Below are 18,799 nucleotides of genomic sequence, written 5' to 3'. Positions count from 1 at the left end.
GCAGGTGGCCAGTTTGCAAACTGGCCACCTGCACCACAAGTGATCGATCGTCCTCGGGCCCTACGTCCTCGGGCCCTACGTCCTCGGGCCCTACGACCCCACGAACGCCGTCGCGAAGAACGGCACGAAGGTCACCAGCGCTAGGGCGGCCAAGAGCACCAGGGCGCTCGGGATGGCAGCCTTCGCCACGCTCATCACGCTCATGCCCGACATACCGGAGGCGACGAACAGGTTGAGCCCCAGCGGCGGCGTGATCATGCCGATCTCCAGGTTCATCACGACGATGATGCCGAAGTGGATCGGGTCGATGCCCAGCTCCATGGCGATCGGCAGCAGGATTGGCGCGAGGATGAGGATCGCTGAGGACGTCTCCATCACACAGCCCACGAACAGCAGCAGGATGTTGACGAGGATGAGGAACTGCCAGGGCTGCAGGTCCCAGTCGGTGATCGTTGCCGATATCGACCCCGGGATCCGTTCGCTGGCCAGCACGAAGGTGAAGAGGATGCCGTTGGCGATGATGAACATGACCATCGCCGAGGTCTTCACCGACGAGAGCGTGACTTCCCACAGCTGCGAGATCTTGATCTCGCGGTAGATCACCAGGGACACCACCAGGGAGTAGGCGACTGCGACGGCCGCCGCCTCGGTGGGGGTGAACCAGCCGGAGTAGATTCCGCCGAGGACGAGGAACGGCAGCGCCAGCGCGAGGATAGCGTCGCGGAAGGCCTTGAGTTTGTCGGCATTCGACAATTTGAAGCCGGCTCCCGCGTGACCGTACCCCTTCTTCCATGCCACGAACACGGCCATGGCCAGCAGCATGACGCCGGCAAGGATGCCCGGCAGGATACCGGCGAGGAAGAGATCGCCGATGTTCTGTTCGGTGGCGATGCCGAAGACGATGAGCGGAATCGACGGGGGAATGAGGATGCCCAAGGACCCCGAAGTGGCCACGAGTCCTGTGGAGAACTCCTTCGGATAGCCGTTTCGCATCATGGCAGGGATCATCAGCGCGCCGACGGCGACGACCGTGGCAGGCGAGGAACCGGAGACCGCGGCGAAGAACATGCACGCGAGCACCGTGGTGATCGCCATTCCGCCGCGCAGATGCCCGACCATCGCGGCACCGAAATCGGTCAGCCGCCGCGAGATTCCGCCGCGGGACATGATGTTTGCCGCGAGGATGAAGAACGGGATCGCCATGAGCGGGAATGAGTTGAGCGCATTGAACAGCCGTTCCGAGACCTGAGTCATCGGGATGAGCGTGAAGTAGTAGAAGTAGACGAGGCTGGTCAGGCCAAGGGCCACCGCGATGGGCGCCGAGGTGACGAGCAGCAGAATGAGGACTGCAATGAGAACGAATGTTGCTTCGAGCATCAGCGATCCCCTTCCTTCGTGCCGTCTCCGTCGCCGAGGTTGTCGTCCCCGGTCGTACGGTTGTTCGGCGTCGTGGACGGATCGTCATCGATGGCGACATCCTTCACGTTGATGCCGACGGCCGCGGCCTCTTCAGCGAACACGTCTTTGTCGAGTGCCTCCGGTGGTGTCTTCACCGCACGGATGAGCATTTCGGCGGCGCGGATGAAGAACAGCGTCATGCCGATCGCCAGCGAGAGTTCGACGACCCACAGCGGCAGCTTGAGAGCCGGGGTGATCGTGGTGCGCGAGAACGGTTCGCTGATGAGCGCCCAGGACAGGTAGGCGATGAAGCCCGCGTAGATCAGCGTCATGAGGCCGCCGAGGACAACGAAGAACTTCTTCTTCTTGCCTTTGAGAAGCGTCGGCATGATGTCCACGGCCACGTGCTCGTTGTGGCGCAGGGTCACGACCGCGCCGAAGAAGGTCGAACAGATGATGAGGTAGATGATGGCCTCTTCGGACCAGAACAGGACATCACCGGTGATGTTGCGCAGAAGCACGGCGAAGACCGCGAGTGCTGTGGCGCCGATGAGACTGGCGCCGGCCAGGAAGTTCTCCACCCGGCTCAGATACTTGTCGAAGGTTCTCATCGTCACTCCCGTTCCTTGTCACGCAGCAGGAGCTCATCAACGACCTCGGGGCCGATGACATCCCGGTACTTCTCGTACTCGGAGGGCACCACCCGGTCCTTAAACGACTGGCGCTCCTTCTTCGTGGGCACGACGATTGTCGTGCCACCGGATTCCTCGATGAGTCGCTTCGACTCCGCATTGACCTTCTGCGACTCCTGCCGGTTGAATGCGGAAGCCTCGTCCGCGGATTCGTCGACGACTGCCTGCAGATCATCCGGCAGTTCGTCGTACCAACGCTTGTTCACAGTGAGGATGTAGCCGATGTAACCGTGGTCGAGTTCGGTCACGTACTTCTGGACCGTATGCATCTTCTGTGACTCAATGTTCGAGTAAGTGTTCTCACCGCCGTCGATGAGTCCCTGCTGAAGGCCGTTGTAGACCTCCGCGAAGGCCAGGGGAGACGGGATTCCGCCCCAAGTCTCGAACTGGGTGCGCAGGACGTCGGAGGGCTGGATGCGGTACTTCTTGCCCTTCATGTCCTTGGGCGAGAGCGTTGGGCTGTTCGAGTGGATCTGCTTCATTCCGGAGTCCCACAGACCCAGCACTTTGAGCCCATTGGCCTCAAGATCCGGGTTGGCGTAGATCGCCTTGCCGATTTCGGTGTCGGGACTGACGATATCCGGTATCTCATCGGGTTCGTCGAAGATGAACGGCAGGTCAAGGACCTGCAGGCTCGGTGCGATCGTCGTGAACTTCGCGCTCGCCGGGGCGAGCATCTGCACGGCGTTGGACTGCAGTGCCTGCATCTCATCCTTGTCGCCGTAGAGCTCCGAGTTCGGGAACACCTCGACCTGAATGCGACCGTCGGATTTCTCCTCGATCTGCTTCGCAAAGTAGTCGGCGGCGAGTCCCTTCGGCGTACCCGTCGACGTCACATGGGCAAAGCGCAGTTCGAACTTCTCCTGCTTGCCGCTGCGCGCGGGATTGCAGCCGCTCAGAGCGAGCAGGCAGATCGACAGGCAGGCAACCAGCGGTTTCCACCTGGGTCGTCGTATCGACGTCATCGTCAGCTCCAGTAATCGAGACCAGTGTCATGTCAGTCTCCGAGGTGACCAGTGCAGACATCGCAGTCTGCTGCACAATGCACGGCAACGTGCCTTGGCGGTGCGCTGAGTCACACAAGGAGTCAAACGATTTGAGCTTAGACGAGAATCAGTCGATTTCCAATATTATCTACCAAAGAATGCATTATTTCTTGAGATGTGGGAATCCAAGGGCGATGGATACAGAGAACGGGGGAGTGGGGTTGCTCAGTCCGCGTCGAAGTCGAAGGGGTCAGTGATCGGCTCGCCCGTCGTCGATTCGGCCAGGCGCAGGAATCCATTGGTGATGTGATCGCCGAGGTGGGTCGCCGCAGCGTCGGGATCGATCCGTTTCACGGCATCGACGATGGACTGATGTTCGCTGTGGACCTGATTGAGTCGGTCCGAGCTGTCGAGCGTGAGATCCCAGGGGAAGGCTCGCCACCTGGTCGCGATGTCATCACGCAGGGCCGGCAGTCCGCACCGGTCGTAGAAGAAGAAGTGGAACTCCTCATTGCGGGTGTTGCGGCCCATGGCATCGCCTTCTTCACTGGCGGCATCCAGGGCCTCGAGGAGCTTCTCGGCCTGGCGCAGCTCGTGGCGGGAGATCCTTGTCGTGGCGCGAGCGATGGCGAAGGTCTCTGTGAGCTTGCGGGTGACGAAGAGTGATTTGAGGCGGTCGATGTCGACCCCGGCCACGCGAACGCCGCGGTGGGCTTCGGAGGACACGAGGCCTTCGGATTCGAGGATGCGCAATGCCTCGCGCACAGGGGTGATCGAGGCGCTGAACCAGTCGGCGACCTGGTCCTGGCGCAGGCGCTCGCCGCGATCGAGTTCGCGGCCGAGGATCTTCCGGCGCAGGCCGAGGACGATTTTGTCCCGCTTCGTCGATGCTGATTCCTGATCCACTCCACAGCCTTCCGTTGCCGCTCGTCGTCTGTCGTCGATTACCTTCGCTCAGTGAAGTGTATCCCGGTGCACGGTTTCAGAGTGAACAATGCATGATTATCGGAATGATGTATTCTGTCGGGGAAAGCTTATGAAATCTCGTTGTGGAGGCCCCGTGCACGCCGAACTTCCCTTGTCCGGGATCACCGTCATCAGCTGCGAGCAGGCTGTGGCGGCGCCCTTCGCCTCCAGGCAGCTCGCCGATCTCGGTGCTCGTGTGATCAAGATCGAACGCCCCGGGACTGGGGACTTCGCTCGCGGCTATGACACGACGGTCAACGGAATGGCGAGTCACTTCGTGTGGCTCAACCGCAACAAGGAGAGCCTGAGCGTCGACCTCAAACACCCGGAGGGCAAGGCGATCCTCAAGAACCTCGTCGCCGAGGCCGACGTGTTCATCCAGAACTTCGCCCCCGGCGCCGCCGAGCGCTTGGGCTTCAGTGCTGAAGAGCTGCGCGACATGAACGATCGACTCATCTACGCCTCGATCTCCGGATACGGACCAGACGGGCCGTACAAGAATGCCAAGGCTTACGATGCACTTGTGCAGGCCGAGGCAGGTTTGGTCTCCGTAACGGGGACCGAGGATCATCCCGCGAAGACGGGAATCTCAACGGCGGACATCTCCGCCGGAATGTACGCGTATTCCGGCATCCTCACCGCGCTGTTCAACCGTGAACGCACCGGCGAGGGCGCCACCTTGCAGATCAGCCTCTTCGACTCCCTCGTCGAATGGATGGGCTACCCCCTCTACTTCACCCACGGCAGCGGCACCCGCCCCACTCGGGCCGGAACCTCGCACGCTGCCATCGCCCCCTATGGCGCCTTCACCTGCGGCGATGGCACTCAGATCATGCTGGCGATCCAGAACGAACGCGAATGGAAGAGCTTCGCCACCCAGGTCCTTGGTCGAGAGGACATGGTCACCGACGAACGCTTCGACCGGGCAGCCCACCGCTACGCCCACCGCGATGAGCTGCAAACCATCATCGAAGCAGTCTTCGCCGACTTCACCGGCGCGCAATGCGACGAGCTCCTCGAAACCGCCAAGGTCGCACACTCGCGGCAGCGGGACATGACTGAGATCGCCGATCACCCCCAGCTGGTCGAGCGCGATCGCTGGCAGGACGTCGGTTCCCCGGTCGGGCCGATCCCGATGCTGCTGCCTCCGGTCGGCATGTCCGGGGTTGAACCTCGGATGGATCCGATTCCCGATGTCGGAGACCATACGGACACCATCCTCGGCGATCTGGGATTCAGCCCGGAGAAGGTTGCCGAACTCCATCGTGAAGGAGCAGTCTGATCACCATGGCCGAACAACCTGACACAACACCGGCCTTCGCGTATACGTCTCTGCTGCCCACCAGCGGTGCGGGGCCGGCCATGCGCCGCCTCGACATCGACGGTGTGAAGCAGATCCACGCCGAGGTGGCCGACCAGTCCAGGTCCTTCCTGCAGGTGGCGCCCTCAACGCTCACCGCCCTCGCCGAGGTGGCCTTCAAAGAGGTCTCGCACTACCTGCGCACCGACCACCTGGCCAGCCTGCGCGCCATCATCGACGATCCGGAGGCCAGCGCCAACGACGTCTTCGTCGCCCTCGACCTGCTGCAGAACGCTTCGGTCTCTGCCGGGGAGGTCCTGCCGATGTGCCAGGACACCGGCACAGCGATCGTCTCCGCCAAACGTGGCCCCAATGTGCTCACCGATGGTGACGATGCGAGGCACCTCTCGGCCGGCATCCACAAGGCGTACGAGGAACTCAACCTTCGCTACTCACAGTTGGCTCCGGTCAGCCTCTTCGAAGAGAAGAACACGGGCACCAACCTGCCCGCACAGATCGAAGTGGGCCTCAGTCCAGACGATGACTATGAGCTGCTGTTCATGGCCAAGGGCGGGGGAAGTGCGAACAAGTCCTTCCTCTACCAGGAGACGAAGGCCGTGCTCAACGAGTCATCGATGCTCGACTTCCTGGCAGAGAAGATCTCGACGCTGGGCACAGCAGCCTGCCCTCCCTACCACCTGGCAGTGGTCATCGGCGGGCCCTCGGCGGAGTTCACGCTCAAGACCGCGAAACTAGCCAGCGCCCACTACCTCGATGACCTGCCGACGGCCGGGGACGCGAGACGGGGCCACGGATTCCGCGACACGGACTTCGAAGACACCGTGTTCACGCTGACGCAGACGCTCGGGTTCGGGGCACAGTTCGGGGGTAAGTACTTCTGCCACGACGTGCGCGTCGTCAGGCTCCCACGCCACAACGGGTCTCTGCCGATCGCCATCGCCGTGAGCTGTTCGGCGGACCGGCAGATCATTGCCCGCATCAACGCAGACGGTGTGTTCATCGAAGAACTCGAACACGATCCGGCTCGGTTCCTGCCGTCGATGGGTCGCGTCGATGAGATCGAATCCGGCAACGTCACCGCCGTCGACCTCGACCGGCCCATGCCAGAGCTCCAGTCCCAGCTGAGCCAATTGGCCGTCGGCGACAGGCTCTCACTGACAGGCACGATGATCGTCGCCCGAGACATCGTCCACGCGAATCTGCGCCAGCGACTGGCTGAGGGTGGTCAGCTGCCCGACTACTTCAAAGACCATCCGATCTATTACGCGGGCCCGGCCAAGACCCCGGAGGGAATGCCCTCGGGATCCTTCGGGCCGACCACCGCCTCACGGATGGACACCTATGTGCGCGAGTTCCAGGAAGCCGGCGGGTCGATGATCATGCTCGCCAAGGGCAACCGCTCGGCCCAGGTCAAGAACTCCTGTGCGGAATTCGGTGGCTTCTACCTAGGCTCCATCGGCGGACCCGCGGCACGTCTGGCCCAGGACTGCATCACCGAAGTCGAGGTCCTCGATATGGAAGACCTGGGGATGGAAGCGGTATGGCGCATCAAGGTTGAGGACTTCCCCGCGTTCATCGTCACCGACGACAAGGGCCACGACTTCTTTGACACCACCGGACCCGACACCACAATCAGTCTCGGACGAACCAGAACGGCCAAGGACGGCGCCCAGCTGGACTGAACCGACCACGGACACAGCCACGTCGGGCCACCTCGGCGAGGCAGATAATCACAACTTCAGCAGCAGAGGAAAAGGAATTCGAGATGGCAGTCAGCAGCGAAGAGCAGATGATGATCGACACGGTCGCCGAGTTCATCGACCACGACGTCAAACCACACGTCAACCGGGTCGAGCATGCCGACGAATATCCGGAGAAGTGGATCCAGACCATGAAGGACATGGGCATCTACGGTCTCGCGATCGACGAGCCCTGGGGTGACGGCAAAGTCTCGACCGAGGCCTATGCACTCATCACGCAGGAACTGGCCCGCGGGTGGATGTCCTTAGCCGGTGCCATGGGCGGGCACACCGTCGTGGCCAAGCTCATCGCCGAATACGGCACCGCCGAGCAGAAGGATCAGTACCTGCCGCGCATGGCCACCGGTGAGCTGCGTGCGACCATGGCCCTGACCGAACCCGGCGGCGGCTCTGACCTGCAGGCTATGCGCACGGCCGCGGCCAAGGACGGCGAGGACTACGTCATCAACGGGTCGAAGACCTGGATCACCAATGCCCGCAAGTCCGATCTCATCGCACTGCTGTGCAAGACCGACCCGTCCGCCGACCCCCGCCACAAAGGCATCTCGATCATCCTTGTCGAGAAGGGCGAGGGTTTCACGGTGTCGAAGAACCTCTCGAAGCTCGGTTACAAGGGTGTCGAAACCTGCGAGCTCGTGTTCGAGAACCTGCGTCAGCCGCAGTCCCAGCTGCTCGGCTCGGTCGAAGGCGTGGGCTTCAAACAGATGATGAAGGGCCTGGAGATCGGCCGCATCCAGGTCGCGTCCCGCTCGCTCGGCGTGGCCCAGGCTGCGCTCAACGACGCAGTGAAGTACTCGCAGGAGCGCGAGTCGATGGGCAAGCCGATCTGGCGTCACCAGGCCGTGGGCAATCAGCTGGCGAAGATGGCCACCAAGCTCGAGGCCGCCCGGCAGCTCGTCCTCCACGCGGCTCGCACCTATGACTCGGGTGAGCGCGTGGACATGGAGGCCGGCATGGCCAAGTACTACGCCTCAGAGATGGCAGCCGAGGTGGCCCTTGACGCGATCCGTGTCCATGGCGGTTACGGATACTCCACCGAGTACGACGTCGAACGTTACTACCGTGACGCACCGCTGATGATCGTCGGCGAAGGCACCAACGAAATCCAGCTGAACGTCATCGCCAAACAGCTCATCGGCCGGAACAAGGCCTGAGAGGGAGACTCGCCATGACGCACAAACCCAGGCCCAGGCCGAACACCCCGCATTTCATGACCGAGGAACGGTTGGAGATCCAGGCGCTCGCCCGCGAGTTCGCCCACGATGTCGTCCTCCCGCTGGCCAATGAGCTTGACCCTATTGAGGGACAGTTCCCGGACTGGTTCATCAAACAGATGGCCGACATGGGGTTCTTCGGCATTTTGATCCCCGAAGAATACGGGGGCCTGGGGCTCGGCGTATTCGAGTACTGCCTCGTCGCCGAAGAACTCTCCAGAGCCTGGATGAGTGTTGGTGGGCTCCTGGCTCGTGGCAACGGGATGGGTGGCAACTTCTCTCCCGAACAGGAAGCCAGAATGCTGCCGAAGGTCGCCACCGGCGAATACCTAGGCGCCTATTCTCTCTCTGAGGCTGAAGCGGGCTCAGATGTTGCCAACATTCGCTGCAAGGCCACCCGCGCCGATGACGGGGGCTGGGTCATCAACGGCACGAAGATGTGGTGCACGTTCGCCGACCAAGCCAACTATTTGATCCTCTTCGCCCGCACCTCGACCGACGAGGCCAAGCGTCATCGCGGGATCTCGGCCTTCCTCGTGGAGAAGGAACGCGGTTCCTTCCCCGAGGGCATGTCTGGCACTGCTGTGAAGAAGATCGGGTACTTCGGATGGAAGACCTGGGACCTGAACTTCGACGACTTCCATCTCCCCGCCGAAGCTCTGTTGGGTGAGGAAGACCGAGGCTTCTACCAAGCAGTCTCGGGTCTCGAGGTCGGACGTGCGCACACTGCGGCTCGGTCGATCGGCCTGGCACAGGCCGCGCTGGAAGACTCGATCGCGTACTTGAAGCAGCGGGTCCAGTTCGGGCATCCGCTGGCGGACTTCCAGCATCTGCGGTTCAAGGTTGCCGACATGGCGGCCCAGATCGAGGCCAGCCGTGCTTTGATGTATCACGTGTGCACCGAAATCGACTCCGGTCGCCGCTGTGACAAGGAAGCCGCGATGGTGAAGTACCTGGCCGCCGAGATGGCGGAGAAAGTGACCTCGGAGGCCGTGCAGATCCATGGTGGTGCCGGGTACACGAAGGACTTCGCAGTGGAACGCCACTGGCGTGACGCCCGACTGACGAAGATCTTCGAGGGCTCGTCAGAGATTCAGATGCGCATCATTTCCGATGAACTGTTAGGACGTTGAAATGACTGAGATCAATCTGCAGGACTGGGTCGGACGAAGCAGCACCGAGGAAGACATTGCCTCTCCGATCAGCGCGGCCCGACTGGCCACGCTGCTTGAACAGGATGTTTCCGGAGGTTCGGGCCCACAGAAACTGTTCCCGGTGGGACATTGGCTGCACTTCGCGGAAGACGATGTGCCGATGAGCGAACTGGGCAACGATGGTCACGTGAAGCTCGGCGGATTCATGCCACCGGTCGGACTGCCTCGGCGCATGTGGGCCGGCAGCAAGCTGCAGTTCCATTTACCGATTCTCGCCGGGCAGAAGTTGTCGCGGACGACAACTATCGAATCGATTACGGAGAAGACCGGCGGCAGCGGATCCCTCTGCTTCGTTGTGCTGCGCCACGAGGTCTCCGCCGATGGAAACCTCGCGACGACGGATCGGCACACGATCGTCTACCGGGAAGCCACCTCGGCGCCTGAAGGATCCTCCGCAGCACCAGCGCGTGCGGATTCCCCGGCACCCGAAGGTTGGGACTGGGTGCGCTCGGTGCGTCCCAACGAGGTCACGCTCTTCCGCTACTCAGCTCTGACGTTCAACTCCCACCGCATCCACTACGACCACCCGTATGTGACGGGCGTCGAAGGGTATCCGGGACTCGTCACCCACGGCCCGCTGACGGCCACGCTTCTGCTCGACGCATTCATGAAGAACCATCCAGAGGCGAGCGTCGCGACGTACGACTTCCGCGCGAAGTCACCCCTGTTCGCCAACGAGCAGATCCACCTCGTCGGTCGCAGCACCGGAGCAAACACTCATGAACTCGAAGCCATCGGACCTGATGGTCAGACCGCGATCGCGGCAACTGTGACGACCACGGAAAGCTGAGGAGCTCCCATGTCTGAGACACGACCGGCACCACTGACCGGATTGAAAGTCGTCGAGATCTCTGCCTTCATCGCAGCACCTTTGGGTGCGATGACTCTGGCACAGTTGGGTGCCGACGTCATCCGCATCGACCCGATCGGCGGCAACATCGACGCCAACCGCTGGCCGATCAGCGATGACGGCACGAGCATCTACTGGGCGAGCCTGAATAAGGGCAAGCGCTCGGTCACCCTCGATCTCAAGTCCGAAGAGGGACAGAAGATCGCCACCGACCTCATCGCTGAGGCGGGCACCCTGGTGACGAACCTGCCCGCTCGCGGATGGCTGAGCTACGAGAACCTCGTCCAGCACCGTGAAGATCTGGTCATGCTGCGGCTCAACGGGTCCCATGATGGGAAGCCGGCCGTGGACTACACGATCAATGCGGCCAGCGGGTTCCCGATCATCACCGGCGATGACAAGAGTCCCGTCAACAATGCCATCCCGGCGTGGGACGTCATCGCCGGCCTGTACATTGCCAATGGCATTACTGCCGCTGAGCTCGATCGCCGGACCTCGGGCAAGGGGCAGGAGATCAACCTCGCCCTGTCCGATGCGATGCTCGCAACCGTCGGCAACCTCGGCTACATCGCCGAGGTGCAGTCGACCGGTAAGACTCGTGGACCGCTGGGCAATGGCCTTTATGGCGCCTACGGGCAGTCGTTCAAGACCTCGGATGAACGCGAGATCATGGTTGCCGTCATCTCGAACAAGCACTGGCGCGGACTGGGCAAGGCGACTGGGCTGTCCGAGAAGCTTGAGATGATCGGGCCCATGCTCGACGTTGATCTCACGACCGAAGGCGGTCGGTTCGAAGCTCGCGAGGCCATCGATGCAGTGCTGCGGCCATGGTTCGAAGCCCACACCGTCGCCGAGGCTGCTTCTGCATTGAGTGGAGCAGGTGTCCTTCATGGGGAGTTCCAGACCTTTGAAGAACTCGTCAAAAACGATCCGTGGTGCTCGTTGGAGAATCCGCTGTTTGGGGAGATCGATCAGCCAGGTGTGGGCCGCGTGCTGGCGCCTCGGGTGCCCTTGTCGTTCGGTGGGTCGCCTGTGGCTGATGCTGTTCCGGCTCCGCAGCTGGGTGGGGATACTGATGCGGTTCTGCAAGGAATGCAGACCGGCAAATAGGTAGCCGTTGTTAAAGCATCCCCGCGGCGTTCGCATGCAGCGGAGAAGTCAGAGCACGTCGAGATTCGTGGCAGAACGAAACGCATCGTATTTGAATTTGAGTAGATCAGCCTGCGGGCGATCTTGACGAACTTTTGGAACCGTCATTAGCTTTTGGCCGTGAAGTTCTTGTAGGCCGTGACGGAGCATTGGTCCGTCGACCTCTTCGAGAAGATCATGGCGTATTTCAACGGTATAGTCTGGCCGGACCCCAAGGAAGTACCTGTCAAAAGCCGCATGGTGGATCTTGCACATAGCTAGTCCATTCACAACTGAGGCGATTCCCTTTTCCTCTCTATCTGCGACTATATGAGCAGCGTCGAGTAACGACGGGTGGGCCAGATTGCAGACTGCACAGTGATTTTCGTATGCAGTAAGAACCGTTGCTCTAAAAACAGGTTGGTGGACCCTGACTTTAGCCATTCGCGTGAGGTACCTTTTTGCCACATACTCGTGAGCCGAAAAATCTATCTCAGAGATGTCGGCGGCCGGTTCGGTTGCCGTGAGAAGAAATCGTTGCTCGTGTGGCTCTTCTCCGACAACATACACAGGTGCGATCACCTGAAATCGAGCCGGTTGCATTGCAATACCCCAGAACCAGATGAGGGGGAGCTTTTGTTCCATTGCGTTACGAAGGCCAACGTTTTCAGGAAACGTCGGATCGTTGCCGCGCCACATGTATCTCAATAGACCGTCGTCTCCGATGAGGTCCTCATAAGGGCGTTCTTGGCCCGGCCTTCGGAATACGGTTTGTATTGAAAGGGCCGCTGAGAACCCCGCGGGCTTCCGAATTCCTTGTTGTGTTGATTGCAGTTTGAATTGTTCACCACCAAACTCGAAATCTTGGATCTCGTCTCGAGTGAGGGGATCGCGGCCATCGTCCGTCCTCATTTGTAGCCATGAGATTGCTGCTTCGCGTAGACCGTCTGGTTCGACCACAGTTAGCACTCTTCCTGTTTTCCCGAGGGGATTGTTGATTGTTGTAGTTCACGCACTGCGGGTAAGTCGGGTGCAGTCCAATCAAGTTCACTGAGTTCGTTAATTGCGGTCCAACGAAGCTCGTCATGGTCCGTGCTTGACTGAGGGACTGGCTCGGCTTCTGCCCAATAGCAAGCAAGATCAATAGTGGCTTCGCCGGTGGTAGTTGTGGCTCGCGAAACGAGACTCCCGATCGTGGCGTCCCCGACGTTGAGTTCTTCTGCCAGCTCTCGAAGCAATGCCTCTTCGGGGGATTCTCCGGGTTCGACCTTGCCGCCTGGAAATTCCCACTTACCGCCGGCCGCCTTCTCAGGATTGCGGCGGCATGCCAAGACACGGCCCTCGCTGTGGAAAATTGCCGCCACTACGCGCAGAGTTTTACTCATGAACCCACACTATAGGGAGATTCCCGTTCAACTGGCTGTTCGGTATGCATTGATTGATGCACATGCCGGCAGCTGGATGAGACCTGGGTTGGAGATTTGTATAGGATTCTTCGTTCACTGCCTCATCGCCCGGGCATAGTCTTCCTTGATGAGGTCGAAGTGGGCCCAGGTCTCGACGGCGGCAACATCGTCGAGCGCGCGCAGAGCTTCGACTGTTGCAAGCACCGCGGTGGAGGAAGACCCGACCGCAGTGGCAATGAAATCATGGGCGCCATGAGATCGTGCGGCGAACTCGATCGAGTCTGATTCCAGGATGAACTGGCGAACTGATTCAAAGTTGCCTGCAAGGGTGATGCCCAGCCCCGTTGCGAAGCGACTGGTAGAGAGTCCACCGGATTTGATCGCAGCGATACGGATGACGCCGGCAGAAATGAGCCGTTGAACCCTGGACCGCACAGCTGACGGTGAGCGGTGAACAACCTCGGCGAGAGTACGATAGCTTGTCCGGCCATCGGCTTGCAGCGCAGCGATGAGTTCGAAGTCGAGTTCATCCAACGCGATGTCATCGCGTCTTTGGGGAACGAAGAAGCCGCGCAGGACTTCGACGTAGGTGGTCACTCGAATCTCACGGACGCCGGAGATCGTTCTGACCGCATCGAGTGTGTCTAAAAGCTCCCGGCTCGAACCGTGTCGAGACTCGAATACCAACGGGCGCTCTCCGCTTGCTATGGACACGAACACAGCATTCGGTAATCGGCCCACCGCCTCGGCGACAGGGGATACGGGGCCATCGACGCGGACCATGGAATGCGTCAGCACATGATGGCCGGCAACTCCGGGGTCGAGCGCTGCGACCACTCGCAATCCTTCGCGTTCTGTGAGCACACGCAGTCGTTCGGAGATGACATGTCGCGAGACTCCATGGGCACGAGCTAGGTCAAGCACGCTCGTGCGTCCATCGCGCTGAAGCGCACGGATGATCGCAGCATCGAGTTGAGAATCCTCCGTATGCCCCATGGTTGCTCCAATCGTGCAGTAGCTGTGAGTATTTGTTCTCTATTCTCGCGCATTCTGTCTCCAGAAGTCGCAAATCAGCGGCTGCCGGCCCATCCCGGGTGAACTATTGTCGGTGACACTGCGCCCGAACAGACCTACCATCACTGCAAGGCCACAACACTCGCCGCACAGCTAAGTCATCGTGGCGATCCGAGCAAAGGAGCTCACCATGACCGCACCCGCATCAAGCGTCCCCGAGCGCACGCATCGTCGCGCGCTCAAATCCGGATTTGCCGCAGCCGTCGGCACGACAATTGAGTGGTACGACTTCTATGTCTACGCCACGGCCGCCGCAATCGTCTTCCCTCAAATCTTCTTCCCGGAGGTCGACCGAACTCTGGGCACCCTCGCATCGTTTGGCACCTACGCGGTTGCGTTCTTCGTCCGACCTCTGGGCGGCATCATCTTCGGGCACATCGGCGACCGGCTCGGCCGCAAGCCGGCATTGACCATCACCTTGCTGATGATGGGTGTGGCGACCGTCCTCGTCGGCTGCCTGCCCGGCTACGACACGTGGGGCATGACCGCAGCGGTGCTCCTTATCTTCCTCCGCATCATCCAAGGATTGGCAGTCGGTGGCGAGTGGGGCGGCGCGAGCCTGATGGCCGTCGAGAGCGCTCCACCGAAGTTCAAGACGTTCTACGGCGGTTTCACCCAACTGGGCAACCCCCTCGGCGCGCTTCTCTCCTCTGGCGCTTTCTGGGTGCTCTCCCTCATGGGTGACGATGTACTCTTCAGCTGGGGATGGCGTGTGCCATTCCTCATCAGCATCGTCCTCATCGCGGTTGGCATCTGGGTTCGGCTGCGTATCGAAGAGACCCCCGTCTTCAAGCAAAGCGGCGCCAGCGAGACGACACCGATCATCCACACTCTGCGCTTCAACTGGTACCCCGTGCTTCTGGGATTTGGCATGGTCGCCATCGCTTCGGGCGGCTACTACCTCGCCACTTCCTACGTTCAGAGCTATGCCACCAGTGAAGAGATCGGGCTCGCCGCTTCCATCATCCTCGGGGCAATGACGCTCGCGTCCTTCCTCGAAGCTCTCGTGACGCTTCCGCTGGCATTGCTCGGTGACAAGTGGGGAGGAAAACGCCTCATGTACCTCGGCGTCGGTCTGTCCTTCCTCTGTTCCATCCCGCTCATCCTCGCCATCGAGAATCACACAGTGACACTGATCTACATCTTCGTCTGTGCGATACGAGTGACGATGAGCGCGACTTGGGCGCCACTGTCCGCCCTTCTCACACAGATGTATCGCCCCCAGGCTCGTTACACTTCCATGTCCTTGGCCTACGGCGTCGGCGCGGCGGTGTGGGGCGGGCTCTCACCGATTGTTGCGACCTCCCTCATGGCAGCGACCGGTTCCATCTGGTCCGTCATCGGTCTCTTTGGTTTCCTCTCCACGGTTGCCTGGGTTGCCACCGCACTGGCACCGCAACACAGCGACGAACCTGAAACTCCCAACACCTGACCCACTCGACACCACTATCCAAGGAGACGCCCGTGCGACAATTGGCCACCTTTGACGACCGCGATTCCGCAGCCACACTGATCACTGCGAACGTGATTCACACGGTCGACGACACCGCTCGCGATGCCTCTGCGATGCTCATCGCCGGAGGGAAGATTCTCGAAGTGGGAACGGCGACCGACGCCGAGGAGGCCGCCGTCAATCGTAGCCTTGATCCTGTCCGTGTCGATTTTCCCGACTCCACAATCGTTCCGGGGTTCGTTGACCCACATGCCCATCCGCTCATGTACGGTCAGCTGCACACCTGGATTGATGTCTCCCCGAATGCGGCAATGTCGATCCCCGAGATCGTCGAGGTTCTGCGACGGGAATCAGCGAAACTTCCCGCCGATGTGCCCATCCGTGGATACGGCTACGAACAACGCAATCTCATCGAACGTCGGCACCCGACCCGACACGAACTCGACGAAGTCGCCCGCGACCGTGAGGTGTACATCATGAACGCTTCTGGCCACGGGGGAGTCGTCAACACGTTCACCTTCGAGAAATTCGGCATCACCCGTGACACTCCCAACCCTGAGGGCGGCGAATTCTTCCGCAACTCTGACGGAGACCTGACAGGAGAGCTCTCAGACGCGGCATGCAATGTCCTCACCGGGCTGGGCGGGGTCAAGATCGGACGCCACGGGCCGAACTTCCACCTCGGCGACGAAGCAGCCGAACACCAGAACCAACTCGACATCGTTCAACGCGAGTTCCTCACAGGCGGCGTGACCGCGATCGGGGATGCGCAGGTCTCGAAACGCGAGTTCGCCGCCTACCTTGCCATGGCCGAACGGGGCGGGCTTCAGATGCGGGTATCGATGTACTTCCTCTCCCACCTGCTCGACGCCGTTCTCGATCTCGGCCTCACAGGTCCCTTCGGCAATGCCTTCCTCTCCGCTGCTGGAATCAAGCTCTACGCTGATGGCACCTTAGGGGGGTGGACCGCTTACTTCCCGGACGGGTATGTCGGTGACCCGTGCCGGACCGGGCAGCTCTATCACTCGCCGGAGGAGTACACCGGGCTTGTGCATCGAGCACATGCCGCCGGCCTGCAGACTGCAACCCACGCGCAGTCGCCGATAGCCATCAAAATGGTCGTCGACGCCATCGAAGCCGCACTGCAAGTGCGCCCCGATTCCGATGCGCGCCACCGGATCGAACACTGCGGACTCCCTGATCCTGTCGAAGTGAAACGCATGGCCGAGTTGGGAATCAGACCGGTCAACCAGACTCAGCACTATTACAACTGGGGCGAAGGAGTCGAGCAGGCCATCGGCACTCCCGGGGAACGATTCAATCCGCTCGGCGAGTTTCGTGACGCCGGCGTGCCCATCACTCTGTCCTCGGACGCTCCGGTCGCCGAGCCCCGCCCGCTTGAAGCGATCCAGACCGCAGTGACCCGGGTGACCAGACGCGGGCACAAGCTGGGACCAGACGCACTGCGGATTTCCGCTGAGGAGGCACTGCGGGCACACACTCTCGAAGGAGCGATCACCCTGGGCCGAGAGAACGAATTCGGATCCCTGAGCGTCGGTAAGCGAGCGGACTTCACTGTCCTCGGAACTGACCCTCTGACCGTGCCGGGTGGAGAGATCGCTGCCATTCCTGTGCTCGAGACCTGGGTCGACGGGGTGCGCAGGCTGAGTGCGAGTGATATTTCGGGATCAGCGCAGGAAGGTGCTAGTGCATGAACGCGAAGGCAACGGCCAAGGAATGGATCGACAACCACCTCGGCGATCTTCTCGACTGGCATACTCACATCTGGGAACTGGCGGAACCGGCCTGGCGGGAGTACGACTCCCAAGCCTGGTACGTGCAACGGCTGCGGGAGGAAGGCTTCGAGGTCGAAGACGGTTCCGGCGGCATGCCCACGGCCTTCAGTGCGCGCTGGTCCAACGGTTCAGGACCTACGCTGCTCACTTACGCCGAATACGACGCAGTCCCCGGCAACTCGCAGGCTGCAACCACTCGGGAGGAGCCGCGCGAGGGGCTATCGCGCTTTGCGCCCGGGCACACGGATCCGCATTCGGCGCTGGGTATCTCCACGTTGGCCGGGCTCCTTGCGACCAAACACGCGATGACAACCCACAGAATCACCGGGACACTTCTCTACACAGGAGAACCGGCGGAGAAGATGCATGGATCGAAGGTCGTCCACGGACTGCGCGGGTATTACGACGATGCAGACGCGATCGTGTCTTTCCATCCCTTCTACATGCTGCCACTGTGCAATACCGCTCGCTGGGACACCCAGTGCGGGGCCTACTACAGCAAGGTCTATTCGTTCGTCTGCGATGCTCCAGAAACCTGGCAGCGCTCTAGTTCTGACCCACATTCGCCCATCCCTGCATCGCATTCAGCGGCTCGTGCACCGGGTGCGAATCTGTCGCTGATGCAGATGCTGACCTCTTCGCGGTCGATGCTTGACGCAATGCTGCCAGCGGCCGGCGGCTGGAGCTTCTCCGACGCGATCCTCACCGACGGTCAAGCAACTGCAGACAATCTGCCCCAGAGAGTCGCGCGAATTCAGTTCTCCTGGCGCACACCAGACCTTGAGATGGCTGAGCACATCCTGGCTATCCTGGATCGCAATGCACAGGCAGCAGCGATGATGGGCCACTGTGACGTTGAAGACCGCTGGGTGGCCAGAAGTCGACCAGGACGGACAAACCACGTTCTCGCGCAGGCGCTCTACGACAACCTCGCCGAGGTGGGGCCACCGACCTACGATTCCGAAGCGGTGGCGCTCGCCCAAGAGGTGCAGCGGGAACTTGGAATCAAGGTCACGGAGACGCCGTTCCTCGCAGAAACAGAGCACCTCATCGAACCGCAGGAAGCCGAGCGGCTGCTGCGCGAGCAGATGCCGGCATGGCAGCGAAACTGGACGAGCGACGACTACGTGGAGATGAGCCACTATGCACCCCTCGTGCGGTTCTACGTCTCGCGGCCAGCCCTGGCCCCGGCGCCCGGTGCCGGCCCGTATCCCGCGTGGGTGATGAATGCGCTGGGTGGAATGCGCGAGACGATCGCCCCGACGATCCTCACCGCTGGAAAGACAGTTTCGGGAACCTTCCTCGACCTGCTCACCAAGCCCGACGTCCTCGCCGAGGCGACAAGCGAGTTCGAGTCGCGTGCTGTCGTTGATCCGATGCCGGCGCTATTGCCAGCAGACTTCGTTCCACCTATCGAACTTCCATGGCCCGACTACAGACTAGATCGGGCAAGTGGCCAGCGGTGGTGGTGAGCACCGTCGGAGATCTGAGAATATTGTCCGATATGTCGGACACAATTCTCCTGGAACGCATTGTGAGCC

Annotated in this window: 16 protein-coding genes; 9 read left to right on the top strand and 7 right to left on the bottom strand. The window is 61.1% G+C overall.

What is annotated here, in order from left to right; genetic code table 11:
• Positions 1-90: 90 nt before the first annotated feature.
• The 4 genes from HX613_RS16740 to HX613_RS16725 all read right to left on the bottom strand — a co-directional run bounded on the left by HX613_RS16740 (position 91) and on the right by HX613_RS16725 (position 3,982).
• Positions 91-1,377: a TRAP transporter large permease gene (locus HX613_RS16740; RefSeq protein WP_143924114.1), complete on the bottom strand. Its 1,287-nt coding sequence runs from the start codon at positions 1,375-1,377 to the stop codon at positions 91-93.
• Complete coding sequence (locus HX613_RS16735) at positions 1,377-2,009, bottom strand: TRAP transporter small permease (RefSeq protein WP_235346407.1); 633 nt, start codon at positions 2,007-2,009, stop codon at positions 1,377-1,379. Before HX613_RS16735 ends, HX613_RS16740 begins: the two co-directional genes overlap by 1 nt.
• Before the next feature lie 2 nt (positions 2,010-2,011).
• Positions 2,012-3,055, bottom strand: a complete 1,044-nt coding sequence (locus HX613_RS16730) for a DctP family TRAP transporter solute-binding subunit (RefSeq protein WP_235346360.1) — start codon at positions 3,053-3,055, stop codon at positions 2,012-2,014.
• A gap of 246 nt (positions 3,056-3,301) precedes the next feature.
• The gene (locus tag HX613_RS16725) at positions 3,302-3,982 is read right to left on the bottom strand and encodes a GntR family transcriptional regulator (protein WP_235346359.1); all 681 of its coding nucleotides are present in this window, start codon (positions 3,980-3,982) and stop codon (positions 3,302-3,304) included.
• A 154-nt stretch (positions 3,983-4,136) separates the two neighbouring features.
• On the opposite strand from HX613_RS16725, the gene HX613_RS16720 reads away from it, so the two are divergent.
• From HX613_RS16720 to HX613_RS16695, 6 genes are all read left to right on the top strand, one after another.
• Positions 4,137-5,324 carry a CaiB/BaiF CoA transferase family protein gene (locus HX613_RS16720; RefSeq protein ID WP_235346358.1) on the top strand — a complete coding sequence of 396 codons (1,188 nt, stop codon included), beginning with the start codon at positions 4,137-4,139 and terminating at the stop codon, positions 5,322-5,324.
• 5 nt (positions 5,325-5,329) lie between these two features.
• Positions 5,330-7,045, top strand: a complete 1,716-nt coding sequence (locus tag HX613_RS16715; protein WP_442862611.1) for a FumA C-terminus/TtdB family hydratase beta subunit — start codon at positions 5,330-5,332, stop codon at positions 7,043-7,045.
• An 83-nt stretch (positions 7,046-7,128) separates the two neighbouring features.
• A complete protein-coding gene (locus HX613_RS16710; RefSeq protein WP_235346357.1) occupies positions 7,129-8,277 on the top strand; it encodes an acyl-CoA dehydrogenase family protein in 1,149 nt (382 codons plus the stop codon).
• A gap of 14 nt (positions 8,278-8,291) precedes the next feature.
• Positions 8,292-9,470 carry an acyl-CoA dehydrogenase family protein gene (locus HX613_RS16705; protein ID WP_235346356.1) on the top strand — a complete coding sequence of 393 codons (1,179 nt, stop codon included), beginning with the start codon at positions 8,292-8,294 and terminating at the stop codon, positions 9,468-9,470.
• 1 nt (position 9,471) lies between these two features.
• Positions 9,472-10,341 (top strand): FAS1-like dehydratase domain-containing protein, encoded by an 870-nt coding sequence (locus tag HX613_RS16700; protein ID WP_235346355.1) that lies wholly within the window; start codon positions 9,472-9,474, stop codon positions 10,339-10,341.
• Between the two features lie 9 nt (positions 10,342-10,350).
• Positions 10,351-11,511, top strand: coding sequence for a CoA transferase (locus HX613_RS16695; protein ID WP_235346354.1), 1,161 nt, complete (start codon positions 10,351-10,353; stop codon positions 11,509-11,511).
• Between the two features lie 48 nt (positions 11,512-11,559).
• Here the strand turns inward: HX613_RS16695 and HX613_RS16690 are convergent, their stop codons facing one another.
• The 3 genes from HX613_RS16690 to HX613_RS16680 form a co-directional block, all read right to left on the bottom strand.
• Positions 11,560-12,489 carry an HNH endonuclease gene (locus HX613_RS16690; RefSeq protein WP_235346353.1) on the bottom strand — a complete coding sequence of 310 codons (930 nt, stop codon included), beginning with the start codon at positions 12,487-12,489 and terminating at the stop codon, positions 11,560-11,562.
• Positions 12,490-12,491: 2 nt separating this feature from the next.
• Positions 12,492-12,914: a (deoxy)nucleoside triphosphate pyrophosphohydrolase gene (locus tag HX613_RS16685; RefSeq protein ID WP_235346352.1), complete on the bottom strand. Its 423-nt coding sequence runs from the start codon at positions 12,912-12,914 to the stop codon at positions 12,492-12,494.
• A 114-nt stretch (positions 12,915-13,028) separates the two neighbouring features.
• The gene (locus HX613_RS16680) at positions 13,029-13,931 is read right to left on the bottom strand and encodes an Lrp/AsnC family transcriptional regulator (RefSeq protein WP_235346351.1); all 903 of its coding nucleotides are present in this window, start codon (positions 13,929-13,931) and stop codon (positions 13,029-13,031) included.
• Positions 13,932-14,139: 208 nt separating this feature from the next.
• Here HX613_RS16680 and HX613_RS16675 point away from each other — a divergent pair, with 208 nt between their 5' ends.
• Genes HX613_RS16675 through HX613_RS16665 form a run of 3 tightly spaced genes read left to right on the top strand, consistent with a single transcriptional unit; the run spans position 14,140 to position 18,730 of the window.
• Positions 14,140-15,441 (top strand): MFS transporter, encoded by a 1,302-nt coding sequence (locus HX613_RS16675; protein WP_235346350.1) that lies wholly within the window; start codon positions 14,140-14,142, stop codon positions 15,439-15,441.
• A gap of 32 nt (positions 15,442-15,473) precedes the next feature.
• The gene (locus HX613_RS16670; protein ID WP_235346349.1) at positions 15,474-17,177 is read left to right on the top strand and encodes an amidohydrolase; all 1,704 of its coding nucleotides are present in this window, start codon (positions 15,474-15,476) and stop codon (positions 17,175-17,177) included.
• On the top strand, positions 17,174-18,730 hold the full coding sequence (locus HX613_RS16665) for an amidohydrolase (protein ID WP_235346348.1): 1,557 nt from the start codon (positions 17,174-17,176) through the stop codon (positions 18,728-18,730). Before HX613_RS16670 ends, HX613_RS16665 begins: the two co-directional genes overlap by 4 nt.
• The last annotated feature ends 69 nt before the right edge of the window (positions 18,731-18,799 follow it).

It is taken from the genome of Brevibacterium sp. UCMA 11754 (genome assembly GCF_021532275.1).
GTDB lineage: Bacteria > Actinomycetota > Actinomycetes > Actinomycetales > Brevibacteriaceae > Brevibacterium.
Note: the sequence above shows the minus strand (reverse complement) of the source record. Positions and strands in the feature narration are given on the sequence as shown.